The sequence below is a fragment of the Hyphobacterium sp. genome (assembly GCF_965229905.1).
GTDB lineage: Bacteria > Pseudomonadota > Alphaproteobacteria > Caulobacterales > Maricaulaceae > Hyphobacterium.
In genome coordinates this window covers 1,601,471-1,627,124 of record NZ_OZ245930.1, presented here as the reverse complement: position 1 = coordinate 1,627,124, position 25,654 = coordinate 1,601,471, and the positions used below count along the sequence as shown (strand labels likewise).

General features: G+C 62.2%; 27 protein-coding genes and 1 pseudogene. 5 read left to right on the top strand and 23 right to left on the bottom strand.

The genetic code is table 11. The annotated features are described in order from the left end of the window. Positions 1 to 3: 3 nt before the first annotated feature. Both ACO08C_RS08225 and ccmA read right to left on the bottom strand, forming a co-directional pair. A complete protein-coding gene (locus tag ACO08C_RS08225) occupies positions 4 to 669 on the bottom strand; it encodes a heme exporter protein CcmB (RefSeq protein WP_421784781.1) in 666 nt (221 codons plus the stop codon). Then, a complete protein-coding gene (gene ccmA, locus ACO08C_RS08220) occupies positions 666 to 1,196 on the bottom strand; it encodes a heme ABC exporter ATP-binding protein CcmA (protein ID WP_421784779.1) in 531 nt (176 codons plus the stop codon). Before ccmA ends, ACO08C_RS08225 begins: the two co-directional genes overlap by 4 nt. Before the next feature lie 244 nt (positions 1,197 to 1,440). On the opposite strand from ccmA, the gene acnA reads away from it, so the two are divergent. After that, positions 1,441 to 4,119, top strand: coding sequence for an aconitate hydratase AcnA (gene acnA / locus ACO08C_RS08215; protein ID WP_421784777.1), 2,679 nt, complete (start codon positions 1,441 to 1,443; stop codon positions 4,117 to 4,119). A gap of 21 nt (positions 4,120 to 4,140) precedes the next feature. Here acnA and ACO08C_RS08210 read toward each other — a convergent pair whose 3' ends face one another. Then, positions 4,141 to 4,509: a DUF6768 family protein gene (locus tag ACO08C_RS08210; RefSeq protein WP_421784775.1), complete on the bottom strand. Its 369-nt coding sequence runs from the start codon at positions 4,507 to 4,509 to the stop codon at positions 4,141 to 4,143. Further along, positions 4,502 to 5,053, bottom strand: coding sequence for an RNA polymerase sigma factor (locus tag ACO08C_RS08205; RefSeq protein ID WP_421784774.1), 552 nt, complete (start codon positions 5,051 to 5,053; stop codon positions 4,502 to 4,504). The genes ACO08C_RS08210 and ACO08C_RS08205 overlap by 8 nt, the downstream gene beginning before the upstream one ends. A gap of 136 nt (positions 5,054 to 5,189) precedes the next feature. Here ACO08C_RS08205 and ACO08C_RS08200 point away from each other — a divergent pair, with 136 nt between their 5' ends. Next, positions 5,190 to 5,927: a DUF1223 domain-containing protein gene (locus tag ACO08C_RS08200; RefSeq protein ID WP_421784772.1), complete on the top strand. Its 738-nt coding sequence runs from the start codon at positions 5,190 to 5,192 to the stop codon at positions 5,925 to 5,927. Here ACO08C_RS08200 and ACO08C_RS08195 read toward each other — a convergent pair. The 6 genes and pseudogenes from ACO08C_RS08195 to ACO08C_RS08170 form a co-directional block, all read right to left on the bottom strand. Beyond that, on the bottom strand, positions 5,924 to 6,301 hold the full coding sequence (locus tag ACO08C_RS08195) for a VOC family protein (protein WP_421784770.1): 378 nt from the start codon (positions 6,299 to 6,301) through the stop codon (positions 5,924 to 5,926). The two genes, ACO08C_RS08200 and ACO08C_RS08195, sit on opposite strands and share 4 nt — an antisense overlap. A 9-nt stretch (positions 6,302 to 6,310) precedes the next feature. Continuing rightward, on the bottom strand, positions 6,311 to 7,336 hold the full coding sequence (locus ACO08C_RS08190; RefSeq protein ID WP_421784769.1) for a DUF4340 domain-containing protein: 1,026 nt from the start codon (positions 7,334 to 7,336) through the stop codon (positions 6,311 to 6,313). Then, the gene (locus ACO08C_RS08185; protein ID WP_421784767.1) at positions 7,333 to 9,159 is read right to left on the bottom strand and encodes a Gldg family protein; all 1,827 of its coding nucleotides are present in this window, start codon (positions 9,157 to 9,159) and stop codon (positions 7,333 to 7,335) included. The genes ACO08C_RS08190 and ACO08C_RS08185 overlap by 4 nt, the downstream gene beginning before the upstream one ends. Then, positions 9,156 to 9,908 carry an ABC transporter permease gene (locus ACO08C_RS08180; RefSeq protein WP_421784765.1) on the bottom strand — a complete coding sequence of 251 codons (753 nt, stop codon included), beginning with the start codon at positions 9,906 to 9,908 and terminating at the stop codon, positions 9,156 to 9,158. The genes ACO08C_RS08185 and ACO08C_RS08180 overlap by 4 nt, the downstream gene beginning before the upstream one ends. Beyond that, entirely contained in the window at positions 9,905 to 10,246 is a 342-nt protein-coding gene (locus ACO08C_RS08175) for an AAA family ATPase (protein ID WP_421788672.1), read from the bottom strand. Before ACO08C_RS08175 ends, ACO08C_RS08180 begins: the two co-directional genes overlap by 4 nt. Continuing rightward, a pseudogene (locus tag ACO08C_RS08170) lies at positions 10,223 to 10,564 on the bottom strand (ATP-binding cassette domain-containing protein); the annotation flags it as partial. The gene ACO08C_RS08175 and the pseudogene ACO08C_RS08170, both read right to left, overlap by 24 nt. 407 nt (positions 10,565 to 10,971) lie before the next feature. Between ACO08C_RS08170 and ACO08C_RS08165 the strand changes: the two are divergent. Next, the gene (locus ACO08C_RS08165; RefSeq protein ID WP_421784763.1) at positions 10,972 to 11,301 is read left to right on the top strand and encodes a DUF2794 domain-containing protein; all 330 of its coding nucleotides are present in this window, start codon (positions 10,972 to 10,974) and stop codon (positions 11,299 to 11,301) included. Between the two features lie 60 nt (positions 11,302 to 11,361). Here the strand turns inward: ACO08C_RS08165 and ACO08C_RS08160 are convergent, their stop codons facing one another. Further along, positions 11,362 to 12,105, bottom strand: coding sequence for a Bax inhibitor-1/YccA family protein (locus ACO08C_RS08160; RefSeq protein WP_421784761.1), 744 nt, complete (start codon positions 12,103 to 12,105; stop codon positions 11,362 to 11,364). A gap of 168 nt (positions 12,106 to 12,273) precedes the next feature. On the opposite strand from ACO08C_RS08160, the gene thpR reads away from it, so the two are divergent. Beyond that, positions 12,274 to 12,813 carry an RNA 2',3'-cyclic phosphodiesterase gene (thpR, locus tag ACO08C_RS08155; RefSeq protein WP_421784759.1) on the top strand — a complete coding sequence of 180 codons (540 nt, stop codon included), beginning with the start codon at positions 12,274 to 12,276 and terminating at the stop codon, positions 12,811 to 12,813. Here thpR and ACO08C_RS08150 read toward each other — a convergent pair. From ACO08C_RS08150 to ACO08C_RS08125, 6 genes are all read right to left on the bottom strand, one after another. Then, complete coding sequence (locus tag ACO08C_RS08150; protein WP_421784757.1) at positions 12,810 to 13,262, bottom strand: methyltransferase family protein; 453 nt, start codon at positions 13,260 to 13,262, stop codon at positions 12,810 to 12,812. The genes thpR and ACO08C_RS08150 overlap by 4 nt on opposite strands. A gap of 12 nt (positions 13,263 to 13,274) precedes the next feature. After that, positions 13,275 to 13,976, bottom strand: a complete 702-nt coding sequence (locus ACO08C_RS08145; protein ID WP_421784755.1) for a histidine phosphatase family protein — start codon at positions 13,974 to 13,976, stop codon at positions 13,275 to 13,277. A 99-nt stretch (positions 13,977 to 14,075) separates the two neighbouring features. Then, a complete protein-coding gene (locus tag ACO08C_RS08140; protein ID WP_421784754.1) occupies positions 14,076 to 14,399 on the bottom strand; it encodes a hypothetical protein in 324 nt (107 codons plus the stop codon). 175 nt (positions 14,400 to 14,574) lie between these two features. Then, positions 14,575 to 16,995 (bottom strand): DNA topoisomerase (ATP-hydrolyzing) subunit B, encoded by a 2,421-nt coding sequence (gyrB, locus tag ACO08C_RS08135; protein ID WP_421784752.1) that lies wholly within the window; start codon positions 16,993 to 16,995, stop codon positions 14,575 to 14,577. Positions 16,996 to 17,140: 145 nt separating this feature from the next. Then, a complete protein-coding gene (locus ACO08C_RS08130; protein ID WP_421784750.1) occupies positions 17,141 to 17,758 on the bottom strand; it encodes a LysE family translocator in 618 nt (205 codons plus the stop codon). Continuing rightward, complete coding sequence (locus ACO08C_RS08125; protein WP_421784748.1) at positions 17,758 to 18,402, bottom strand: TetR/AcrR family transcriptional regulator; 645 nt, start codon at positions 18,400 to 18,402, stop codon at positions 17,758 to 17,760. Before ACO08C_RS08125 ends, ACO08C_RS08130 begins: the two co-directional genes overlap by 1 nt. Before the next feature lie 79 nt (positions 18,403 to 18,481). On the opposite strand from ACO08C_RS08125, the gene ACO08C_RS08120 reads away from it, so the two are divergent. Next, positions 18,482 to 19,231 carry a CPBP family intramembrane glutamic endopeptidase gene (locus ACO08C_RS08120; protein ID WP_421784746.1) on the top strand — a complete coding sequence of 250 codons (750 nt, stop codon included), beginning with the start codon at positions 18,482 to 18,484 and terminating at the stop codon, positions 19,229 to 19,231. Here ACO08C_RS08120 and recF read toward each other — a convergent pair. The 6 genes from recF to ACO08C_RS08090 form a co-directional block, all read right to left on the bottom strand. Further along, positions 19,216 to 20,349 carry a DNA replication/repair protein RecF gene (recF, locus tag ACO08C_RS08115; RefSeq protein WP_421784744.1) on the bottom strand — a complete coding sequence of 378 codons (1,134 nt, stop codon included), beginning with the start codon at positions 20,347 to 20,349 and terminating at the stop codon, positions 19,216 to 19,218. The genes ACO08C_RS08120 and recF overlap by 16 nt on opposite strands. Before the next feature lie 18 nt (positions 20,350 to 20,367). Further along, positions 20,368 to 21,486, bottom strand: a complete 1,119-nt coding sequence (gene dnaN / locus ACO08C_RS08110; protein WP_421784742.1) for a DNA polymerase III subunit beta — start codon at positions 21,484 to 21,486, stop codon at positions 20,368 to 20,370. Positions 21,487 to 21,639: 153 nt separating this feature from the next. Continuing rightward, entirely contained in the window at positions 21,640 to 22,995 is a 1,356-nt protein-coding gene (dnaA, locus tag ACO08C_RS08105; RefSeq protein ID WP_421784740.1) for a chromosomal replication initiator protein DnaA, read from the bottom strand. A 430-nt stretch (positions 22,996 to 23,425) separates the two neighbouring features. Next, the gene (gene rpsT / locus ACO08C_RS08100; protein ID WP_421784738.1) at positions 23,426 to 23,692 is read right to left on the bottom strand and encodes a 30S ribosomal protein S20; all 267 of its coding nucleotides are present in this window, start codon (positions 23,690 to 23,692) and stop codon (positions 23,426 to 23,428) included. Between the two features lie 113 nt (positions 23,693 to 23,805). Continuing rightward, positions 23,806 to 24,582, bottom strand: coding sequence for an enoyl-CoA hydratase (locus ACO08C_RS08095; RefSeq protein ID WP_421784737.1), 777 nt, complete (start codon positions 24,580 to 24,582; stop codon positions 23,806 to 23,808). A gap of 131 nt (positions 24,583 to 24,713) precedes the next feature. Further along, positions 24,714 to 25,589, bottom strand: coding sequence for a TraB/GumN family protein (locus tag ACO08C_RS08090; protein WP_421784735.1), 876 nt, complete (start codon positions 25,587 to 25,589; stop codon positions 24,714 to 24,716). Positions 25,590 to 25,654 lie beyond the last annotated feature (65 nt).

The window sequence follows — 25,654 nt, the reverse complement described above, 5'->3', positions numbered from 1 at the left end:
CGCCTATTCCAGACGAGCCTTGAGCGCCGCCGATATGGCGAACGGCGCCAGGGCGATTAAGAACAGACTGACGGCACAGGTCAGCAATAAGTTTGCACCTGCAGCTGGATCTGCGACGAGCGATGCGCGTCCCGCACTGGCCGCGAACACCAGCAAGGGGATGGTCAACGGCGCTGCGATCAGGGCAATGACCAGCCCGCTTCGCCGCGCTCCGGCGGAAAGCGCCGCCGCTATTGCAACCGCGAGCGACAATCCGGGAATGGCGGCAGCCAGCGCCAAAGTCAGGAAACCGGCCGCAGGCAGCGGCAATCCGTAGGAAAGCGCCGCCGCCAGCCCGATCAGCGGCAGCGGCCAAAGCGTCGCCAGGGCCACGCCGAGGACCTTCGCAAGCGCGATCAGCGACAGCGGCAGACCGGACAGCGCATAAGCTTCCAGCGTCCCGTCGGTGACATCCTCGCCGAAAAGCCGCTCCGCGCCCTGCAGAACGGCGAGCAAGGCGGTGAAACAGATCAGGCCGGGACCTGCCGCAAGCAGGGTCGCCGGCGACTGGCCGACCGCCAGCGGCGCCAGCGTGAGGCACGCAATAAAGAACGCGGCCGGGGCAGCCGGTCCGCCACCGCCAGCATGGGCAAGCCTGGCTTCCCGCCAGAAGAGTGAAGCCGACCTCATCGGACCAATTCCCGCGTCCGGGCATCCGGCCAGTCCAGCGTCTGGTGCGTGGCGGCAATCACGAGGCCGCCGCGGGCACGATGCGCCATCACGATATCGGACAGGCGCTGCCGGCCATCGGAATCCAGCGGCGCAGCGGGTTCATCCAGCAGCCAGACGGGCCTGTCGAGCACCAGCAAGCGCGCCAGCGCCACGCGGCGTTTCTGGCCTTGCGAGAGGCGGCGGGTCGGCCGGTCCGCAAGCGCGCGCAAGCCCATTGCCGTCAATGCTTCTTGGATCGATATCGGCGAAGCCGCCAAGCGCGACCAGAAAGTCAGGCTTTGCCGCGGCGTCTCGTCAGGCTTCAAGGCATTCTCGTGACCGAGAAGGGCGCAGGACCGTGCCGCCGCTTCGCTTACGGGCGTATCGCCGTAGTATACACCGCCGCCGGCGGGGCGGAGGACACCGGCTAATGCCCGCAGGAATGTCGTTTTGCCGACGCCATTGCGGCCCAGCAGAACCACCGCCTCGCCCGGTTGCACGGTCAACGAAAGATTCTCGATAAGCGGAATGCCCCCGCGCTGAAGCGTAATCGCCCTCGCATCAAGAGGATTGGGAGAGAAGGCCCCGGCGGTCATCGGGAGCGATTTCGCCCGTGCGGAGAAGCGGGTCAAGCCGCGATCACGTCACGGACGCATTGCAGCCTCCCGCCACTGCGTCTAAAACGCGCGCAAACACACCTGCCGCCACACGATATACGGGCGCGCGATAACCCGATAAGGAAACTCCCCGATGGCCTCACTCGACAGCTTCAAATGCCGCCGCGAACTGAATGTCGATGGCAAGACCTATGTCTATTTCGACCTCAAAGCGGCCGAGAAGAACGGGTTGGACGGTGTTTCGCGGTTGCCGGCGTCCTTGAAGGTGCTGCTCGAGAATCTCCTGCGCAACGAGGACGGGACGACCGTCACCCGCTCCGATATCGAGGCCATGTCGAAATGGGTACGCGAACGCAAGTCCACCACCGAGATCGCCTATCGCCCGGCGCGCGTTTTGATGCAGGATTTCACAGGCGTGCCGGCCGTGGTCGATCTGGCGGCCATGCGCGACGCAGTGAAACAACTCGGCGGCAATCCGGAGAGCATCAATCCGCAGGTTCCCGTCGATCTGGTGATCGACCACTCGCTGATGGTCGACGTGTTCGGATCTGCCGACGCGTTCAAGCGCAATGTCGAACGCGAATACGAGCGCAATGGCGAGCGCTACAAATTCCTGAAATGGGGCGCCAGCGCATTCGATAATTTCCGCGTTGTGCCGCCGGGCACCGGCATCTGCCACCAGGTCAATCTCGAATATCTCGCCCAGACCGTCTGGACCAAGGACGAAGACGGCGAAACCGTCGCCTATCCGGACACGCTGGTCGGAACGGACAGCCACACCACCATGGTCAACGGTTTGTCGGTCCTGGGCTGGGGTGTCGGCGGTATCGAAGCCGAGGCCGCCATGCTCGGCCAGCCGGTCTCCATGCTGATCCCCGAAGTGATCGGCTTCAAGCTGACCGGCGAGTTGCCGGAAGGCGCGACCGCCACCGACCTTGTGCTGATGGTCGTTCAGATGCTGCGCAAGAAGGGTGTGGTCGGCAAATTCGTGGAATTCTTCGGCGACGGCCTTGATCATCTCTCGCTCGCTGACGAAGCCACCATTGCCAATATGGCTCCGGAATACGGCGCGACCTGCGGCTTCTTCCCGGTCGACAATGAAACCTTGACCTATCTGACAGATACCGGCCGCGATCCCGCACGCGTCAAGCTCGTTGAAGCCTATTCGAAGGCGCAGGGCATGTTCCGCCCGGATTATGACGAAGACCCGGTGTTCACCGACACGCTCGAACTCGACCTGTCGACGGTCGTGCCTTCGCTCGCCGGACCTAAACGTCCGCAGGACCGCGTTCCGCTCGACAATGCCGCCGATGCGTTCGCGATGACGCTGCACGAGGAATTCGACAAGATGTCCGAGGCGCACAAGCGCGCCAAAGTCGAAGGTACGAAATACTCGCTGGGCCATGGAGATGTCGTGATTGCGGCGATCACCTCCTGCACCAACACATCGAACCCGTCCGTCATGCTCGGCGCCGGCCTTTTGGCCCGCAATGCGCTGCAACGCGGCCTCAAGGTCAAGCCTTGGGTCAAGACGTCGCTGGCGCCGGGTTCACAGGTCGTCACAGACTATCTCGCCAAGGCGGGCCTGCAGGACGATCTCGACGCTCTGGGATTCCAGCTCGTCGGCTATGGCTGCACGACCTGTATCGGCAATTCCGGCCCGCTGCCCGAGCCGATCGCCAAGGCGATCAAGGAAGGCGACCTTGTCGCCACCTCTGTGCTCTCCGGCAACCGCAATTTCGAAGGCCGGATCAGCCCCGACGTGCGCGCCAATTATCTGGCTTCGCCGCCCCTGGTCGTTGCTTACGCCATTGCCGGATCAATGAACATCGATCTCTACAATGAGCCGATCGGTTATGACGAAGAGAACGAGCCGGTCTTCCTCAAGGAAATCTGGCCGAGCAATGCGGAAATCGCGGAAGCGGTCCGCTCGGCCGTAACGCCGGAAATGTTCGCCTCGCGCTATGCTGACGTTTTCAAGGGCGATGACATCTGGGCGAATATCGAGGTCACGGGCGGTCAGACCTATGACTGGGACACCACCTCGACCTATATCCAGAACCCGCCCTATTTCGACGGCATGAGCATGGAGGCCACGGCGCCCGGCAATGTCTCGAACGCCCGCATTCTCGGCCTGTTCGGCGATTCCATCACCACCGACCACATTTCGCCGGCCGGATCGATCAAGGCCGACAGCCCGGCGGGGACCTATCTGCAGGAACACCAGGTCGCGCCTCGCGACTTCAACTCCTACGGATCGCGCCGCGGCAATCATGAAGTGATGATGCGCGGCACCTTTGCCAATATCCGGATCAAGAACCGCATGTTCGACGGGCTCGAAGGCGGTTTCACCAAGAAATGGCCGGAAGGCGAAAAGGACGACATCTATACGGCAGCCATGGCCTACAAGGCGGAAGGCACGCAACTCGTCGTCATCGGCGGCAAGGAGTACGGCACGGGATCCTCGCGCGACTGGGCGGCGAAGGGCACGCGCCTGCTCGGCGTCCAAGCCGTTATCGCGCAGAGCTTCGAGCGTATTCACCGGTCCAATCTGATCGGCATGGGCGTCCTGCCGCTTCAGTTCGAAAGCACGGGCTGGGAAACGCTGGGGATGACCGGCGACGAACAGGTGTCGATCTCAGGCATCGACACGCTGAAACCGCGCCAGATCCTGGATGTTACGATCAGCTTCGCCGACGGCCGCACCGAGACCGTCAAGGCGCGGGCGCGGATCGATACCGAAAACGAGCTGGAATACTACCGCAATGGCGGCATCCTTCACTACGTTCTGCGGCGCCTGGCTGTGGGCTGATTTCAGTCCGCTTTCCGCACGCTAGACCGGGTCATTCTTCGCGAGATAAAGCTCGATGCGCTTGATCTCGCGAAGCATGGCGATGTGGTTCATGCGCATCCAGAACCAGATCTTGGTCAGGCCAACGGAAAGTAGCAGGCACCAGGTACCGGTGGCCCACAGGATGAGTCCGCGTGTCGTTTCGGCATTTAGCAGCTGCCAGAAGCAATAGATTGCCGCGATAAAGATCACGAACGACATGACGAAGGCGTAGGCGGTCCAGAATTTGAGCTTGCCCTGAAAGGTATTGCCCAATTGCTCGAACAGGCCGGGTTCGTCATCGAGCCGGCGCAGGAAGCTCTCCTCGTCCTCGGTCAGGGCCTGGTTGAGCGTCGTGTTGAAATCACTCATGGGTTTCACTCCCGGTTAACGCCGCCTTCAGCTGGCGGCGAGCATGGAAAAGCCGCGACTTGACGGTGCCCACAGGCACTTTTGTCGCGACGGCAATCTCGGCGAGGCTGAGTTGCTCGCCGAAAAACAGGGTGGCAACGATCCTGTGGTCAGGGCCAAGCGCACCAAAGGCTTCATGAATGGCCATACGGTTTTCGGCGTCGTTCGCTGTTGCGGACGCCGCATCGCTTTCACCGTCGGCATAGCGCGAACGGTCCCGCACGCGTTTTCGCAGAATGTCCGCGCATTTGCGCGACAGAATGCCAAACGACCAAGCTGGAAACTTCGCCGGGTCCGACAGGGATGTCCAGCCGCCGCAGATCGCGATCCAGGCGTCCTGTACGGCGTCTTCGGAAAGATCCGGCTCGCCCAAGATACGCCGCGCGGTGCGCAGATAGCGCGGATACCAGCGCTGGGCGAGCCTGCCCGACGCCAGCCGGCTGCCGGCCATGGCCGACAGGATGAGATATTCATCGAGGATCCGCGAGGTTTCGGGTTGCGCCACGCCAACTTTCCCGTCTGTTCTCTTGCGCGTTAAGTCGGTATAGAGCTGCAAAAGGTTCAATTGCCGCGAAAATTCGTGCCAGAACGTCACGCCGTTGTGATTCGCGGGTCATCAGGGGCAACACTATCTAGGAATTATGATCAACGCCCTGATCAGCCTCCTTTTCGCAATGACGCTCACCGGTCCGGCCCACGAACCGGCGAATGCGCCCGCGCGCCCCGTCCTCATCGAATTATTCACCAGCCAGGGATGCCCGCTTTGTCCTGCGGCGAACGAGTATCTCGGGCGCCTGGATACCCGCGAGGACGTTATCGCACTGAGCTTCAGCGTCGATTATTGGGACATCTATGGATGGTCCGATACTTATGCCCGGCCGGAATTCACGGACCGCCAACGCGCCTACAAGTCCCGCCTCGACCTGGCCCGGATATACACGCCGCAATTCGTGATCGATGGAGCATCGGAAGCCGGCGGCTCGGAACCTGACGGGCTGTTGTCGCAGATTGCGAACCGCCGCATGACGCTCACCGATTCCATCGAGATCGATGTCGAGCATCATGGCGAGGGCAATTTCACGATCGATATCGATGGCGGCGTGCCGGCTCAGGAGCCCGCCACCGTCTATCTCGCTGCTTATGTGCCGGGCTGGCGAACCGTCGCCATCGAAGGCGGTCGCAATGCCGGCCGCGAAATCCGCGTCTACAATCCCGTCACTGCGCTGTTCGAGCTCGGCGAGTGGCAGGCGGGTCCGGACAGCTATGGCGCGGCATTGCCCGACGGCCTGGCCGGTGTGATGATTATTCAAGGCGGTGCGGGTGGACCGGTATACGCGGTCGCCGATTTCCAGCGTTCGATGCAGGCTGACGCGGACTAGCCGTCTTTCACACGCCAGGGCGGATCGAGCCGGTTCTTCCCGGCATGATAGAGTTTCCATCGATGCCCGTCCGGGTCCCGGAACTCTGCTTCCCGCCAGAGCCAGCCCTGGTCTGCCGGACGCGTATCGAACGCAATCCCGGCGGCCGACAGCTTGAAGAAATCGGCGTCCATATCTTCGCTCTCGAGATAAAGCGTCGCACCACCGGTCTCGACCGTTTGGGAAACATGGATCGAGAAGCTCGTATCGCCGTTAGGCGCAAGGAACCGGCAATAATGCGGGCTGTCGACCAACAGGCGGAACCCCAGCAACAGATAGAAGTTTCGCGATTCCGCGATGTCGCGAACATTCAGGGTGATCTGGTTGAGCTGCATGACGGCTTTCTATTCTCGCGGCGGTTCGCTCACCTGCACCGCCAACCCCGGCAGGGGCCGTATCAAACGGTCGACGGTCAGATCGCTCATCAGGAAAGCCCAGCCATCAGCGCGGTCATTGATCGCCACCGCCATTTCGCGGGCCGCGTCGCTTTGTGCGACGGCGACGAGCCGGGCCCAGTATCCGTTATCCTCCCGGAAAACCGATACCGTGAGCTCAAGGCCGTTCACCGTCGTGATCCGGTGTTCGGCATCGCGCGGACCGCGGATGTCGCGCGCCGGCCGGACATCACGGAAGCGGACGCGGGCCAGCGTTGTTGCAACGCCATCGCCCGCGCCCCGCGATACAAGGCGGTAGCCATTCGGAGACACGATGTCGAAGCTTTCTGAGCTCAGGCTCGGCCGCCGCAAACAATAACCGGCTCCGCGTTCCGGCAATACGCACGCCTCCCGTATGGCGGCGCGCCCCAATGCCAGGAAGTCCAGCTCCATCCATTGCGCCGCAGACGCGACCTCCGGAACGAAGCCGCTGACCAGCCAGCTTTCCGGACTACCGGTCTGCCGGATATAGAGGCGGCCATCTGGCCGCTGCCGGCCGATGATCAGATCAGCAAGCACCCGCTCATTGCCATCGCGCATCACCAACCGCGTGCCGCCATCGGGCCTATCGGGATCGCCCAGACCCAGCGCGTCATAGCGAGCCGGACGCCGCGTTCGTTCGCCAATCGGCTCAAGCGCGGCGATCGCCGCAATCAATCGGCCGGCAAGGTCGGAATCCGCAGGAAACCCCTCGTGGGAAACCAGAATCCAACCCTGCAATCCCCGCCACAATAGGATCCGTTCGGCGGGCGATTCGATCTCCATCTCGAAGACCAGGGCTTGATCATCCGGCAGACGTGGGGTCAGGGTTGCGGGCGGCGGGCTGATGCTGTCGCCGGTCCGCCAGAAGGCGACCGACAGGCCAGACACGAGGAGCAGCACCGCCACACCAAGCGCGATAAGGGCTTGCCGCCGCCGGATCAGGGTAGCGGTCATGACAACGTCCTGCGGCGGCGCCAGATGCTGATCCCCAGCCCGGTCAGGAGAATGATCAGGGGTGGCATCCACAGCGTCCAGAAGCGGAGCGCCGACTCAAGACGGTCAATATCCTGCCGAAAACTCCGCTCGATCGCACGCAGACGGTTTCGGGCTTCTGACATTTCCGCCTGTAATTGCGTTATTCGGGTCTCGAGCGGTGTGTCCGCACCGTCGGTCGGCGGGCGACCGGACAAAAGCGCGTCCAATTCGGCGTCGATGACCTCGGCCCTCGCCTCCAGAGCCGCCTGTTCATCCGAATAGGCCGCTGCGGCGGCAGCTCGTAAAGACTCAACACGGGTCATTGGGCGTGCAGAGATTGGCAGGGAGCGTAACTCGAGCAATGCCGGGTCGCCCACGGCCAGGTCGATCAGATTCAGCAGAAACCCCGGATTGTCCGCCACGATCGAAAGCCCGAAAGCCGGATCCTCGCGCAGGAAATACGGATCATCGAGCCAGTCCACGTCGGCCATAACCACAACGTCGCCGGACCGGGCGGAAATCGGCAGATGGTCATCCGGTTGCTGCGCGGGTGCACCGTCGGGAAACGCACTCGGGAACAGCCCGCTGAGCCGGACTCCCAGCACAGGTGCACGCTCGGCCGGCTCATAGTCCGCCAGAAGGGCTGCCGGCGACGGATTGCCCGCAGCGGTCTCGGTGGCAATCAGCGCGCCGTCCTCACTGGTTTGCGCGAGAATGCGCACGGCCAACCCGTCGACCGGCGACAAGCGGATGTGACCGGGCGAACCGAAATTCACGCCGCGCTGCAAATCGGCCGTCGACAGATCTTCGGCGCTCAGCTGCACGGGACCGGCGGAAAACCAAAGCGGATAGGAACGGATGGCGCTGCGGCCATCCTCGTTGATCTGCACCGGCAAGCCCAACGCACGATCCATGGCGACTTCGTCTTCAGGAACTGTGACGCCCCAGGCCGACAGCAATTCCGGCAGGCCGGTCGACCGGCGGGCATTGGGAGGCGGCAAGCCATCCGGTCCCGCCCGGAAAGCGGCGAGCGCCAGGGGGTCCAGTGCCAGGATCAGCCGTCCGCCACGCAAAACGAATTGATCGAGCTGGTATATCTGGTCTGCCGCCAAGCGCGGCGGATGAATGACCACCAGCGCGTCGGCGTCAGGAAGAGCGGAAAAACTGCTGTCGATCCAGGCGATCTCGTATGCTGCTGCGATCTCGTCGATCACATGGCTCGGCCGCGCACCGCGCAAATCTGGACGTATGGGCAGGCTGGTCAGAACACCGACGCGCCGGGCCGCCGTTCGCGACAATTCGGCCAGCAGTCGTGACAAATCGTATTCCAGCAAGGCTTCGCGTTGCGCCGAGAACTGAGCAATCACACGCCGGTCATCCACGGCGTTCTCGGCGACAAGGCCAAAAAATATCCGGTCGCCTTCGCCCGCCGGAACGGGAGTTATCCCCGCCGCCAGCGCATCGTCCTCGGCGCGCGAAAACAGAGCCGGGTCGATCTCGGTGAGCGCAATCCGGCCGTCGGCGGCAAGCACATAGCTTTCCAATAGCCCACGCACGCGCGCGCCATAGCTCCGGATTTCCGGGTAATCGGCCGCGGTGCGGCGGGAATAATAGAAAGTCCACCGGACTGGTTCGTCGGTCTCGGCAATGATGTCGCGCGTGCCGTCCGACAACCGGTAAAGACCACCCTGAGTGATATCGACCCGGGTATCGGCCAAAAGATGCGCGGCCAGCATGTTGAGTCCGGCAAAGCCCGCCAGCAGCGCCACAAGCAAGCTTGCCAAATGCGCGCGGCGGCTCATCGTCCGGCCTCACGGCTGGCGCCGATTTGCAGCCCCCCGGCTGCAACACCCAAGGCGATCAGCGCGACGAAATAAATCAGATCGGCCAGCCCGACCACGCCGCGCTCAAAGGCTGAAAACCGTTCCAGCACGCTGGCATAGGCCAGACCTTCAACGAGGAATGCCGGCGCCGATCCCGACAGGGTTTCCGTCACCAGCGGCAGGCCGGCCATGGTCAGCAGAAGCGCCGCGAGGACGGAAAGCACGAACGCCGTCACTTGGCTGCCGGACGCCGCCGACAAGCCCTGCCCGATTGCCAGATATCCGCCGGCCAGAAGGAAAGCCCCGAGATAGGCAATTGCGATTGCCAGATTGTCCGGGGACCCCAGATAGTTGACGGCAATCCACATCGGGAAGGTCGACACCAGCGCGCCGCCGGCAACCGTCCACGCGGCTGCAAATTTGGCGAGGGCGACGGACGCCACCGAAACCGGTAGACTCAACAGGATTTCAAGCGTCCCGCGATCGCGTTCTTCGGCCCAGGCGCGCATCGCCAGTGCCGGCATCAGGATCATCAGGAGCCAGGGCATGTAGGTAAACAGGGGGGCGAGGTCGGCTCTGTTGGTGTCGAAAAACCGCCCGATATTGAACGCGAAGGTCGGCGCTGCAAACGCAAAAGCCGCCAGGAACACATAGGCGAGGGGCGTTGTGAACCAGGCCCGCATCTCGCGCCGGTAGACCGCGGCAAATCCCGACGGCCAGGCGCTCATGCGGCGGCCTCTTGCGGTCTGACCGGGCGCGTCAGCGACCGGAAGGCATCGTCCAGCCGTCCGGTCCGCGCGCGGCTCGCGAACTCATCCGGATTTTCATCCACCAGAATGCCGCCTTCCGCGATGACGATTACCCGGCTGCAAACAGCCGGAACCTCTTCGAGAATGTGCGTCGAGACGATAATCGCCTTGTCGGCGGCCATCTCGCGGATCAACGCGCGCACCTCGTGTTTCTGATTGGGGTCGAGCCCGTCGGTGGGTTCATCCAGCACCAGGAGTGGCGGATCGTGCGATATCGCGGCCGCCAGCGCCGCCCGGCGTTTATAGCCCTTCGACAAGGTGCCGATCTGCTGATCTGCGGCGTCGCCCAAGCGGGCGCGTTCCAGCGCACGATCCCGGGCGGCCGCCAAAGTTTTTCCGGTCCAGCCGCGTGTTGCGAGGCAGAAGCCGACGAATTCGCGTGGTGTCATTGTCCGATAGGCTGGCGCGCCTTCCGGCAGATAACCGACAAGCCGCTGTCCGCGTCGCCGTTCCGAGACCATATCGAAGCCACCGGCCCGGACCGTGCCGGCATCCGGCTCTAACCGCCCGGCGATCATTCGCATCACAGTGGTCTTGCCCGCTCCATTCGGCCCCAGAAAGCCGAGCACCTCACCGGCCGCCAATTCAAACGATACGCGGTTCACCGCTCGGCGGCGTCCGAACGTCTTGACGACGGAATCAACACTCAGCATGGCGCGCCGGACGACCTCCGATGTCAGATGGCGTAGGCGTATAGCGATAACTTGCGTCGCCCAGCTTGACCAGATGGACGTGGCGGCAAGGTAAAGGGATGGGGTGTCGGCCGGCGCAGAATGGCTGCTGATCCGGGGGGCTGGGGGGGCTGTCTGAAACCTGGACCATGCAGACTGAATTGACCGCCCGGCCGACGACTGAAAAGCTCGGGCGAGGTTGAGGCCTTCGCAAGACCGAAATTTGACGGCTTTGTGGCAGTGCGTGAATACTTCGTAACGAATACGCGGCACAGTAAGTCGCACGAGAATCAGGGAGCCGTGTTTCGCGTATGAGGGGATTATCCAGTTCGGCCAGAACCTTACCCGTCATGTTCGACCGAACGGAGCTGGACGCGATATTGCGGGTCTATGGCCGGCTGGTGATGAGCGGCGAGTGCAAGGATTACGCGATTGACGGCATTGCAGATCGCGCCGTTTTCTCGATATTCCGGCGCGCCAGCGAGTTCCCGCTATACCGCATCGAGAAAGTGCCGGCGCAGGCAAAACGGCAAGGCGCATGGTCTATTCTGGCGCCCGGCGGGGCCATTCTGAAACGCGGGCACGAATTGTCCAATCTGCTGAAATTCTTCGACAAGCGCCGTTTTCAGGTGATCGAGTGACGGCCAGAAAAAACCCCGGCCACAAGGACCGGGGTTTCGTCAACCTTATGCGGTATCGGCCTATTCGCGGCTGCCGAGGAACATCAGCAGGAACTGGAACAGGTTGATGAAGTTGATGTACAGCGACAGCGCGCCGAAATTGGTCGCGACAGCCATCTGTGCCTGGTCACCACCGAGCGCATAATAGGTGGCTTTCAGGCGCTGCGTATCGAACGCAATCAGGCCCGAGAAGATCAGCACACCGATAGCCGAGATTACGAACGCCATCATCTCGCTTTGCAGGAAGATGTTGACGATCATCGCGATGATCAGGCCGATCAACCCCATGATCAGGAAGCTGCCTATGCCCGACAGGTCGCGCTTGGTCGTATACCCCCACAGGGACAGGCCACCGAACGCCGCGGCCGTCACGAAGAAGGTCGTCGCAATACTCGTCGACGTGTAGATCAGGAAGACGACGCCCAGCGATGCACCGATCGAGGCGACAACGGCCCAATACAGGAGCCCGCTGCCCGACGCGGTCGGATTGCGCATAAAGAACATCGAGCCGAAGATCAGCACGAGAGGCAGGAATTGAACGATCATGCCCAGCGGCGTCACGCCGACGAGCTGGCCAGCTTGCACCACAAAAAACAATTGCTGAACCGCCGGCACGTAAGCGGTCGCGAGCGCCAACAGGCCCGACACGAGAAGCCCGATGCCCAGCTTGTTGTAGACGCCGAGCATGAAGCCGCGCAGGCCGGCATCGACGGACATGTCCATCGCGCCGGCAACATTTCCATATCCACGATAGCTGTCATTCATGGTGATTTTCTTCCTTTCAACGCGAAGAGGGGCGCACCGCGATGGCGCAACCCTTTGGCTGTGAATATCGTGGCAGGCGGCTTGGCTGGCAAGGGGAGACGGGCACGAACCGAATCCCTCCTGAGTGTTGGGCTTCAAAAATCTGCAGCCCGCGCCAATGTGATCAACATGTCGCTACGCTTATTTGCCGCCCTTCCGGTTCCGCCGCTTATCGCGGATCGCCTGACCGCCTTGCAAAAGGGGGTCCCAGGCGCGCGATGGCGACTGGCGGACGCCATGCACATCACATTGCGCTTCTTTGGTGAGATGGATGAACGCCTCGCCGAGGAGCTCGACCACGAACTCGGCCGAATCCGCTGTGCGCCCTTCGAACTCGCCATCCATGGCGCCGGCAGCTTCGGCGGCGTGGATCCGCACGCGATTTGGCTTGGTCTCGCACCCAATCCCCAATTGAAGAGTTTGGCGGAGAAATGCGAACGCGCCGCCCGCCGGGCCGGATTGGCGCCCGAGCGCCGCGGCTTCAAACCCCATGTCACGATGGCTTATCTGGGCCACACGGACCTGGATCGCGTGAAGGCTTTCGAACGGCGCCACGCCTTGTTCCGGACACCCGTCTGGCAGGCGGACCGGTTCTATCTCTACTCCTCCTGGCAGAAGGGGCTCGGCGAAAATCCGTATCGGATCGAAGCTGAATACCCGCTCGTCTAAATCCAGCGCCGTACACGGTCGCAATAGGCCGAGTAGGCATTACCGAATGTCGCCACTAGAGCGCGTTCTTCCGGTCGGATCTGGAGGCGGTTCAACGTCACGATGAAACCTATCGGCGCAAGCAGCGTCATCAAGTCTCCCGTATACGCAACGACCGCGAACAGGACGAGCAGCATGCCGAGATACATCGGATTGCGTGTCAGCCGGTAAATGCCGGTAGTCACCAGAGCGCTCGCCTCATTGATCCGGTGCGGATTAATTGTGGTGCGGTGGCGCCGGAATGCCATAATGCCAAGCGCGGCGACCATAATGCCAAGCCCGGCAAACAGAATGACCAAGGGCAGGCGCGCTTGCCGCGTCAGAAAGTCCAGCGGTGAAAGGATGTCCAAACCCAACGCAATGCCGATGAAAAAGATCAGGATGACAGGCGGTGGGATGAGCGGGCGCATGAGCAAAAGCCGTCACTCTGAAACGTCGAACGCCCGTTCGAGCACCGTGAGATGCCAACCCTCACCCTGGCGATAGAGCCAAAAAATATCGCCGTAATCACTCGACGCCAGCTGGCCGCCATCGCACGGCGTGTCCGCCAGAACGGCTTCTCCGGCGATCGCCGCGACCCAGCCGCAGCTCGTATTGGAATGCTCGGCAATCAACGTCCAGCGCGCATTGCTTGCGACAGCGTCCTGGAGCGCGTCGGCCCGCTCGCGTTCGGCGACGCCGCCACCGCACATACCCCGTGCGCTGGGCGCGGCGGCGTGCTGAACGACAGGACCAGCCGCTAGAGCGGTTTCATAAGTCCGGCAGGCGCTCGACGAGTATACAGCGTCAAAATCCGGCGTCCCCAGCAAGGCGTCGAGACGCGCCACCATCGCCTCGCCATCGTCTCCCAACGGACAGTCGAGCGCGTTGCAGTCCTCGGATACCTTGCGGGCATGGCGCACAATCAGTACATGCCGGTCGGCCATCGTAATGGCCTCGGCAAGGTCTGCATTCGAAAGCGCCAGCAGAGCCGGACGATCAAATGCCGCTTGCGCCGCGGCAGACGCTGATGCGATCAGACCGATCGCGATCGTGGCCAGCGCAAACGCCGCCGTCCGCATCAGGTAAGCGGGATAGGCAATGCTTGGCAGGGCATGGCCCAAGCTGCGAATGATCGGCTTCAAGACAGATCCCCTAGGGTAAGAGGCGCGTCTTGTAACCTGTCCGGGCGCGCATGGCGATACCCGGCACGATGACAATTCGTTGAGAGAGCCTGTTTCTCGCTAGAAGCCGCTGTTCAGACGCGGAATCCGGCCGTACCGGCGGCGGAAGATGGCGATCTCCTTCTCCGCCTGCTCATTCGGGGTCAGTGCTACCGCATAGCTGAAATACTGGGCATGCGGATGAACCAGCCCGGCCTGCGACGCGACCTCCGTCTGGAATTCGCTGCGCAGATCCTTGGTGCCGCCGAGATAAACAATGTCGGCTTCGTCTTCGCCGGCCATCAGCGCAAACACGCCGGGTTTGTCGGGAACCAGCGTTATGTTGATGGTCTTGATGGAAAGCGGCTCGCTCCAGTTCAGTCCGGTGGGCACACGAGGCGGCAAGCTATTGGCCTTTCCTGCCGCGGCCGGAGCATCCTGCGTGCTCCGCGCTTCGGCGGGCCGGGAGGCTGAATTTGAGACACCGCGCTTTCCGAATGCCGCCATTGTGCCGAACCTTCGATCTGTTCTGATCGCGAACACTAGCCCGTAAGGGTAATCAGACATTTAAGCCGGTGGTTTAAACATCCACCTCGGCTTCCAGCGCGTGCGCTGTGATGAAATCGCGCCGGGGCTCCACCAGATCGCCCATCAGCTTGGTGAAAAGGTCATCTGCCTCGGCGAGCTCGTCGATTTTCACCTGCAATAAAGATCGCGCATCCGGATCCAGCGTGGTCTCCCAGAGTTGCTCAGCATTCATCTCGCCCAGGCCTTTATAACGCTGGATTTTCATGCCCTTGGCACCGGCAGACGTAACCGCGTCCATCAATTGGCTCGGTGTGTGGATCACGGTTTCGTTCGACTTGGTGACGAATGTTGCCGGCCCGGCGAAATCGCCGGCAATCGCCAGCGCGCGCTCCGACAATCGCCGCGCTTCGGGTGACACCCGCAGCGCCTCTTCCAGCACTGCCGTTTCGGTGACGCCGCGGACCTCACGCTTGAACACAAGGTGCCCGTCTTCGGAGACCTCACCGGACCAATTATCCTCGCCTTCCTCGGCGAACCGGTTCAGCACCGTAGCAGCCGCGCTGGCCGCTTCCGGTGTGACATCCGGCACCAGAGCACCGGCCATGGCAGCGGCCTCGGCCGCAAACACCGGCGCCCGCGCGGCCATTCGGTCGAGCGCCAGCTTCACCAGCCGCGCCTGCTCAACCCGGTCTGCCAGATCCGCCCCGGCGATCGTTGCGCCATTCGCGAGCCGCAACAGCGCTTCGGAACAGCCTTCCTCGATCAGATAGCTGTCCATCTCAGCCTGGTCCTTGATGTAGCGCTCGGAGCGCCCGCGAGAGACCTTGTAGAGCGGCGGCTGGGCGATATAGAGATGGCCGCGCGTGATCAGCTCCGGCATTTGCCGATAGAAGAAAGTCAGCAAGAGCGTCCGGATGTGCGCGCCGTCGACATCGGCGTCGGTCATGATCACCACCTTGTGGTAGCGCAGCTTGTCCATGTCGAGCTGGTCGCGGCCGATCCCGGCGCCCAGCGCAGTAATCAGCGTGCCGACCTGTTCCGAAGACAGCATCTTGTCGAAGCGGGCGCGCTCAACATTCAGGATTTTGCCGCGCAGCGGCAGCACAGCCTGGAATTCCCGCGCCCGGCCTTGCTTGGCCGAGCCGCCGGCGGAATCACCCTCGACGATGAAAAGCTCGGATTTTGCCGGATCCTTTTCCTGACAATCGGCGAGCTTGCCGGGCAGGGAGGCAATGTCGAGCGCCGATTTGCGCCGCGTCAGCTCGCGCGCCTTGCGGGCCGCCTCGCGGGCTGCGGCGGCCTCAATGATCTTCGACACGATGCCCTTGGCCTCGTTCGGATGCTCCTCGAACCACTCCGACAGCATCTCGTAACAAATGCCCTCGACCGCCGGCCGCACCTCGGACGACACCAGCTTGTCTTTGGTCTGCGAGGAAAATTTCGGGTCCGGCACCTTCACCGACAACACACAGGTCAGCCCTTCGCGCGCGTCGTCGCCGGTGATCGCCACCTTCGATTTCGCCGCCAGCCCGCTCGAGGCCGCATAAGTGTTGATCACCCGCGTCAGCGCGCCCCGGAAACCGGCCAGGTGCGTGCCGCCATCGCGCTGCGGGATGTTGTTGGTGAAACAGAGGACATTCTCGTGATAGCCATCATTCCATTCCAGGGCCGCTTCCACGGTGACGCCTTCACGCTCGCCGGTGATCAGCACGGGCGGCTTGAAAATCGCATGCTTGGCGCGGTCGAGATGCTCGACAAAGGCTGCGACGCCGCCCTCATAGACCATGCGCTCCTCGAATGCCTCGCTGCCGCGCTCGTCGCGGAACACGATCACCACGCCGGAATTCAGGAAGGCCAGCTCGCGCAGCCGGTGGATCAGCGTGTCCCGCTTGAATTCGATATCGCTGAAAATCGTGTCGGACGGCATGAACCGGACTTCGGTTCCGCTCAACGGCTTGCCATTGTCGCGCTTCGGCGCTTCGCCTGTGACCCGCAAATCCTCGCCGTTTTCCGGATCGCCCATCCGGAAGCGCATCTCGTGCACCTTGCCATTGCGCCAGATCTTCAGGTCGAGCCATTCCGAGAGCGCATTGACTACCGACACACCGACGCCGTGCAGACCGCCCGAAACCTTGTAGGAATTCTGGTCGAATTTCCCGCCAGCATGCAGTTGGGTCATGATGACCTGCGCAGCCGAGACTCCCTCTTCCTCGTGCCGGTCGACCGGGATTCCGCGGCCATTGTCGGTGACGCTGGCGGAGCCGTCCGCGTGCAGTGTGACGGTTACGGCGTCGGCATGCCCGGCAAGTGCTTCGTCGATCGCGTTGTCGACGACTTCATAGACCATGTGGTGCAGGCCGGATCCGTCATCGGTATCGCCGATATACATGCCCGGGCGCTTGCGGACCGCATCGAGCCCTTTCAGGACCTTGATGGAGTCGGCCGCGTATTCCTGATTCGTATTTTCTTCCATGCATTTAGTTTAGCTGAATCGGAGCGCGGGCGCCATGGCTGAAGCGCAGAAACGCGGCGGCAATTCGGGTTAAAAATCAAAGCCCTGCGGGTCACGGGCAGCGCCCGCGGATTTCGCTCCGCAATCAATCTCGAAAATGATGCGATCAGCGCAGAATCAGCAGCGCCGCAATGCCCAGCATGACCACCGCCGTCACGGCATCCGCCCAGCGTTTAACGCCCTTTTCCTGCAACCAGACACGGGCCCTGTGCGCTAAGCCGACATGCACTGTCGCGGTCAGCAGATACATGGCCAGCATGATCGAGACCATCGCCAGATAGGCAGGTACATCGATCCGCGAGAGATCGAAGAAACTCGGCAGGAGCGTCAGGTAGAAGACAATGGGCTTGGGATTGGTGAGCGGCATCGCCACTCCCGCCATATACGTCGCCGCCAGGCCAAGGTGCGTTGTCTTGCGGATTCGCGTGACTTCGGGGTGGCGGAAGGACTGGAAGGCTTTCCAGGCAAACCAAAGCAGGATCGTCACGCCGACAAACTTGAACACCCAGCCCGCCGGCCCGACCAGCGCCGCGGCCGCGGTCAACCCGGTCACCGCCAGCGTGAACCAGAAAATGTCTCCGGTGATAATGCCGCCGCCATAGACGAAGCCATGCGCCGGGCCGTCGTCGAGCGTCCGCGCGACCATGGCGACATTTCCCGGCCCCGGCGTGAAGAAGAGAACCAGAAGCGCGGCGCCGAACAGGGCGTAATTCTCGAACGACATCAGGCGGCGGGTCTCGCCGTCAAATAGCCGTAGAGGGTTCGCGCCACGTCTTCCACGAAATCGTCTTCCGCCACAGACAGCGCTGCGCCCACACCATCGCGTCCATAGAGGCCGAGATCGATCGGGATCACATTCAACAGATAAGTCATCATCCGCGCCGCCCGGTCGGGGTCTTCGACGGTCACCTCTTTACTAAACAATGTCAGCAGCTTCCGCATATTCTCGACGGCGCTTTCAATATATCCGGACCATTCCTCGCCCACGAGGTCTGGATGCCGGCGGCCATACATATAGACCGCGCGGATCAGGTTCCGGTTCGCATTGAGAAACACCCATGCCGCCGCGACCGATTGCTTCAGCGCGTTGAACAGACCGCCATCCTTATCGATTTCGATCCGGCCTTCGCCGCCCATGAAGGACAAGAGCCGCGTTTCGTAGATTTCGAAGACAACCGGGATCAGCGCCTCGCGGCTGTTGAACCGGCCATACAGCGTGCCGACGGCGATGCCCGCCGTCTCGGCAATCATCGGCATCGTGATCTGATCCATCGGCCATGCGTCGAGCAGCGCAGCCAGAGCATCGACGATCTTCGCTCGCGTCTGGCGCGATCTTGCCTGAACGGGTCGGCTTTCCCCTTGACTCACGTCAATCGCACCCCTATTTCCGAATCCGAATTCGGATTCATATTGCGCCAATCTGCCGGATTAAGCGAGGAGCATCCAGATGACCCTGTCCAGTGAATTTGTTCAACCGTATGCCGCCGCCGCGGGCGCATTGCTCGTCATCGTCCTCTCTGTCCGCATCATGCTTCAGGATCGAAATGTGCGGAAACGCCTGGCGGCGGGCGAGCTTCCCGAGGGTTGGCGCCACGATCAGTACGTTGCAATCATTCAACAGCTTCTGCTGCTCGGCGCGATCGCCATTCTGGCCTGGGCGCTATCGGGCAGAAGTTTTGCCGAGATGGGCGTCACTCTCGGTTCGGGATGGCGGCTCTGGGTAAGCTGGACGGTTGTCGCGCTCATCATTGGCTTTCTGTTCGTGGACTTCCTGCGGCTGGTGTTCAGGCCGTCACTACGTGAGCGGATATTCCGGCAGCTTGAGCAAGCCCCGGATCTCGAAATCATCCGGCCGCGCTCGATCCGCGAATGCCGCGGCTTCCAGTGGCTGGCCGTCACCGCCGGCATCGCCGAAGAAATCGTCTATCGCGGCTTCCTGATCGCCGTGCTCGGCTTTGTGCTGCCACTGTGGGCTGCGGCGCTGGCTGCAGGAGCGTTGTTTGTCGCGCTTCATGCCTATCAGGGCTGGCGCGGCATGCTGAAGGTGGCGGCCCTGACCACCCTGTTAACCAGCCTCTATTGGTTTGGCGGCTCGCTGCTGCCCGTTATCGTCCTTCACATCGCCGTGGACGTCATCGCCGGCGGAATGTTTGCGCTGATGGTCCAGGCCCGCCCGACCGCTCAGGCCACCGCCTGAACGGCGCCGGACTCAACAGAGAAATGTTGGGCCCTGTCGCCGAAGGACGAGAACAGGCTCGCCTCGACGCCCGTCAACCAAGCCTGTGCACCGAGTGCAAGAATGGCCGCAGCCAGACCGGCGCGCCGCTCGGCATCAAGATGTGCGCAGGCTTCGTCAAGCAGCAGAAGCGGCATGCGATGACCGCCTGTCGCCAATGATTGGGCTTGAGCCAGGACCAGCCGGATGATCAGCGCTTTTTGCTCACCGGTCGAACAGCGCCCCGCCGGCTGGTTCTTGCCGCGATGGCGCGCGGTCAGATCGCTGCGGTGAGGGCCGCCCGTCAGCGTCCGGCCAGCCGCGGCATCCCGATCGCGGCCCTCGGCGAACGCATCTGCGAGCCGGTCCTCTGCATCGCGTAGCTCCGCACCCTCGGCGAGATGGGCCTCGATGAGGCCGCTTAGCGCCAGATCCGCTTTTGGAAACACATCGTCCTGTGCCGTATCGATCGCATCCTGCAGGCGCGACAGGGCTGCCAGACGTCCCGCCGCCAGGCCAACGCCATGCCCGGCCAGATCGGTCTCCAGCGCCGACAACCAATGCGGATCGGCCCGCCCTCGTTCCAGCAGGCGCTGCCGGCGCGAGCGGAGCTTCTCATAGGCGGTCAGCGTTTCTCCGTGAGCGGGATCCGACGCCGACACCAGGCGATCGAAAAATTTCAGCCGGTCAGCGCGCGGCCCGGCAAACAACCTGTCATGCTCCGGCAGCAGCACGATCATCGGCAAAAACTCGGACAATGCAGCACGGGATCCCGGCTTTCCATTCATCCGCGTTTGCCGCCGACCGCCTTCGAGTAAGCCGGACGCCAGGCTGGCCGTGTCGCCACCTGTGTCCCGTGCCTCGGCATATACCGCCCAGGCCGTGGCCGCCGCATCACCCTCCCGCCGCAATACCTCTTCGCTTTCGGCGCCGCGCAATCCGCGTCCCGGCGCCAACAGGGAAATCGCTTCAAGAATGTTGGTTTTGCCCGACCCGTTCGGCCCGGACAGACACACCGGACGGGTATCGAGGTCCAGATCGAGAGTCTCGAAATTGCGGAAATCGGTCAGCCGCAATCGGGAGAGCGCGGCGGGTGTCATGATCGGTGTTGCCGCCGCTTAAACGCGCAGCGGCATCAGCACGTAGAGCGAATCCGCATCACCGGAATCCGTCACCAGCGTCGGCGACGCCGGGTCCGCGAAGTGCAATCGTGCCTCGTCGCCTTCGATCTGTCCGGCCACGTCCAGGATGTAACGGGCATTAAAGCCGATTGCGAACCCGCTTTCCTCGCTGTCGACCGGAACCTCTTCCGTCGCCTGCCCGGATTCCGGATTGTTCACCGCCAGCGTCAGCACCCCGTCGTCCAGCGTCAGCTTTACGGAACGCGATTTCTCGATCGAAATCGTCGCGACCCGGTCGACCGCCTCGGCAAAGCGCTTATTGTCGACCGACATCAGCTTCTCGTTCGACCGCGGAATGACCCGCTCATAGTCCGGGAAAGAGCCGTCGATGAGTTTCGACGTCAAAACGGCCCGGCCGAAGCCGAAGCGGATCTTGCCGTCCGAGACCGAGACCTGGACATCATCGTCGGCATCTTCGAGCAGGCGGCGCGCCTCCTGCACAGTCTTGCGTGGCACAATCACCGCCGGCATGCCCGACGCCCCGTCCGGAAGATCGCATTCCGAGAGCGCCAGCCGGTGTCCGTCCGTCGCCACGGCGCGCAGCGTCTTGCGGCCCTTCTCGTCTGCAGCATGCAGGTGGATACCGTTGAGATAATACCGCGTTTCCTCGGTCGAGATCGCGAACCGGGTCTTGTCGATCAGCCGCGCCAGCGCGTCGGTTTCCAGCGCAAAGGAATGTTGCAAATCCTCGGCCGGCATCATCGGGAAATCGCCCGGCGGCAACGATGGCAGCGAGAAGCTCGAACGGCCCGCCTTGAGGCTCAAGCGCGGATCATCGCCGTCGAGTTCCAGTGTCACATCGGCGCCATCCGGCAATTTGCGGGCAATTTCATAAAGCGTATGAGCCGGCGCCGTCGCCATGCCTTCACGATCGACATGCGCAACAGCGCTTTCCTGGATTTCGATATCGAGATCGGTGGCCGCGAAACTCGCTCCATCCGAACCCGCCGTGATCAACACATTGGACAGGATCGGGATCGTATTCCGCCGTTCGACAACGGCCTGGACGTGGCCAAGGGCTTTCAGCAGTGCTGCGCGTTCTATCGTGAGTTTCATGTCGTTTCCGTCGTCCCGCCTCGCTGTCCGGAAACACGGCTTCGTGCGACTTTTTTATGAATCGCCTCGTCCCCGGGGGGCGGAGCATAGCGAAATTTTCCCAAACGCAATACGCCCCGGCCTGCCGGAAAGCAGCAGGCCGGCCGGCGCACGCTAGCCGCGGATTTCGCGTGACAGGGCTTCGATTTCGTCCTTCACCGGATCGCCCGCCTGGATCATGTCGGTGATCTTGTTGACCGCATGAATGACGGTCGAATGATCGCGGTCGCCAAAGCGGCGGCCGATATCCGGCAGCGACCGCGTCGTCATGGTCTTGGCCAGATACATCGCAATATGGCGCGGCTTCACGACGGTTTTTGTCCGCCGCTTCGACAGGATATCCGACACCTTCACGCCAAACCGTTCGGCCACGGTTTTCTGGATCAGATCGACCGTCACACGCCGCTCCGACACGATGGACAGCTCGCGCAAGGCCGCCTCGACGGCCTCCATTGTGACCGGGCGGCCGAGCAGCGCGGTGCGGCCGATCACATTGTTCAGCACGCCTTCCAGTTCGCGCGCGCTGGCCGTCATCCGGGCGGCGAGAAAATCGCGCACCGTTTCAGGCACGGTCAGTTCCGGATAATGACCGCTTGCCTGTGCGATCTTGCAGTCGAGGATCTTGCGCCGCAGATCGAGATCCGGCTTGCGCATCTCGCAGGCAAAACCGCCCTTGAGAAGAGACGCCAACCGCGGATCTGAGACGTCGAGATCGGCAGGCGCTTTGTGTGACGCCAGGACCACCTGTTTCTCATCGGCGATGAGCGATGCCACCGTGTGCAGGAACTCGTCTTCGGTCTTCGGCTTTCCGGCGATGAAATGAACGTCGTCGATGAGCAGGACGTCAACGCGGCGCACCGATTCCTTGAAGCTGATCGTATCCTTCTTGCGCATCGCGCTGACAAAGCCGGAAAGAAATTCTTCTGCGGTCAGGTAGAGCGCCTTGCGGCGCGCCCCGCCGAGCTCGACCGAGTGCGCGATGGCATTCAGCAAATGGGTCTTGCCCACTCCGTAATCGCCATAGAAAAACGCCGGATTGAACGGCGAAGGCGAAGCGTTCACGACGGCACGGGCGGCCGCCGACGCCATCTCGTTCGAAGGGCCGACCATGAAGGTGTCGAACGTGAAACGGTCATGCACGGCGCGGGATTGCGCATCGTTGGCATAGTTGTCCTTCACCACGCTCACCGGCTTGGGCGCCGTGACCGGTTTCGGAGCGGCTTCCAGGTCCTGCTCGGCCACGAGCCGGATCGCACGGCCGGACGGATCATACTGGTTCCAGAGCGCGCGCAGACGCGCACCGGCATGATCGTCGACCCAGTCCCGGTAAAACCGGTTGGGCGCTATCACGGTCAGGCTGCCATCGGATTCTTCACGTACCCGCAAACGCGCCATATTCGACGAGAAAACGGTATCGCCATACTCGCGGCGCAAGTGTGCGCGAACCTCTCGCCAGACGCCTCCTGCCATCCCCAAATTCGACGGTTTCTGATGTGATTTTAACGCAGTACTGGACGTCGCCGACATGTCCCCCACACCCTCTTATTGGGCTCCATTATTGAAGCCAAGCTATTGCTTTGTCAGGCAAAATTATCCCTTCCCGCGCTCGCATACACGACCGCCGGCAGCGCTATTATTGATCCGCATAGGAATGAACGCCTGAAGCCCTTAGACTACTCAGCGACCTTGCCCGGTCAACATAACTTTAGTCCCGATTCAGGTGATTCTTCGCTTGACACGAGAAAATCCGTGAAAGGATAGGAATTTGGCTTCTGCATGTTTTTTTGCCGCACCGCAGCACCCCAAATCCGGTCCGAATTCACGGTCTCCAACGCCCAAAGAAAACGCCCGCTATCGTCGATAGCGGGCGTTCTGGAAATTCGGATGTGTCTTTCGAAACTTAGGCCGACATCGCCTTCACGCGGGCCGACATGCGCGAAATTTTCCGCGATGCGGTATTCTTGTGAAACACGCCTTTGTTCACCGCGCGCATCATTTCCGACTCGGCTTTCACGAGGGCGTCACGCGCCTTGCCGGAATCGCCTGCAACGATCGCAGCGTCGACTTTCTTGATGAAAGTCCGCACCCGCGAGCGGCGCGATTTGTTGATCGCGGTGCGGCGGGCAAGCTTGCGCACCATCTTCTTTGCTGAGGCTGTATTCGCCATGAAGCCGTATCCGTTATTCTGTTCAAACGTTTATCGCTGCGCCCCTACAGGGGATCGCGCGTGAGGCGGGGCATATACTTGGCCCCGCATCGCGCGTCAACTCTTGCCGCAGGCTATTTGTGCTTGAAGTGCGCGGCACGTTTTTCAGCGAACGCCGCCATGCCCTCGGATTGATCCTCGGTCGCGAATTGCGACTGGAAGACGCGGCGCTCCCAGCGCACGCCCTCGGTCAGCCCCATCTCGAAGGACCGGTTGATCGACTCCTTGGTCATCATGGCGATCGGAAGCGATTTCGAAGCGATCGTCTCAGCCGCCTCCATGGCCGTCGACAGCAGATCGTCAACCGCCACGACCCGGCTGACCAACCCGGCCCGCTCGGCTTCCTCGGCATCCATCATGCGGCCTGTCAGACACAGGTCCATAGCTTTGGCTTTGCCGACGGCACGCGGCAAACGCTGGGTCCCGCCGGCACCGGGCATCACACCGAGATTGATTTCCGGCTGGCCGAACTTCGCCGATGTCGAGGCAATGATAAAATCGCACATCATCGCGATCTCGCAGCCGCCGCCCAGCGCATAGCCTGAGACCGCAGCGACGATCGGCTTGCGGAAGCGGGCTACGGCCTCCCATGTTTTTTCAAACGGGTCGTGCATGTAAAGGCCAACAAAATCCTGGCTGACCAATTCCTTGATATCGGCGCCCGCGGCGAATGCCTTCTTCGAACCCGTCAACACAACGCAACCAATGCCGTCATTGGCGCCGAACTTGTCCAGCGCGTCCGCAAGCTCGGTGGTCAACTCGTCACAAAGCGCGTTCAGCGCTTCCGGCCGGTCGAGCGTGATAACGCCGACGCGGCCTTCGGTCTTCACCTGGATTGTCTTGTAGCCCACCCGAGGCCTCCATTGGTTCGCAGCCGGTTGCTGCGCGAAATCACGAGCGCGCCGCTATAACGCAATCGCGCGCCGGGGTCACCACCCCCTATTCGCCAGGCTGTGGCAATTCGCGGTCCGTTGAGCGGGCGCTAGGGCCCGGACACCACGATACCGCGATCTCGCAGGAGCGAGATCACACCTTCTTCGCCAGGCAGATGGCCCGAACCGACCGCGATGAACACCGTACCCGATCCGTCGAGGATATCCTCAATCTGACCTGCCCAGCGGTGATTGCGCTGCACGATGATGACATCATGTACTTCCGGCGCGTCCGCGCGCATCTCGGCATTCATGACATTGTCGATCGTCGCTTGATCGCCATCGGCCCAGGCCGCCACCAGCGTATCCAGCTGATCGGGCGCGGTCTCGAAATCGGCCACGGTTTCTTCCAGCAACGCGACTTCGATGTCCTGCGGCAGGTTCGCGAAGAAGCCGATCTGCTCTTCCACGGTCTCGAAATAGGCCAGCGTCTTGCCGGCCTCATTGGCTTGCGGCCAGAGCGTCGCCTCGACGCCGGACTGGGGGTCGTATCCGGAAATCATGATGAAACCGACGCCGAGCTGGATCGTCGCCAGCCAGGGACGCAAGGGCTCCAGCTGCGCAGCCGTGACGCCGACCCGCGGCGCAAAAGCCTCGATCTGGCTCCAGGCTTCGTCGCTGACCAGTGAGGACAGTGTCGTACCCGCCGGATTGAGCGCATTCGCCATCAGTATCTGTTGCATGCCGGCCGCCTCGGCCGGGTCGTTGACCGGCGCCTCGAAATAGACCGTGTCCGCGCTTTCAAACGCCCTCATCACCTCGTCGGACTGCCATTCCAGACCGGGCCGCAGGATATGGACGGTGCCGAAAATGTAGACGTCGCTGTCCTCATCCTCGATGTGCCAGAGCGAGGGATCGGCCATAGCCGCTCCCGCCAACATCAGAGCGGACAGAAAACCGCCGGTCACCGTATTGAACATCGTCATGCAAGGATCTCCTCTTGACCGGTCAGGGGGGCCGGTTCGGCGATTTATCGCTGCTGGCCGCCGCC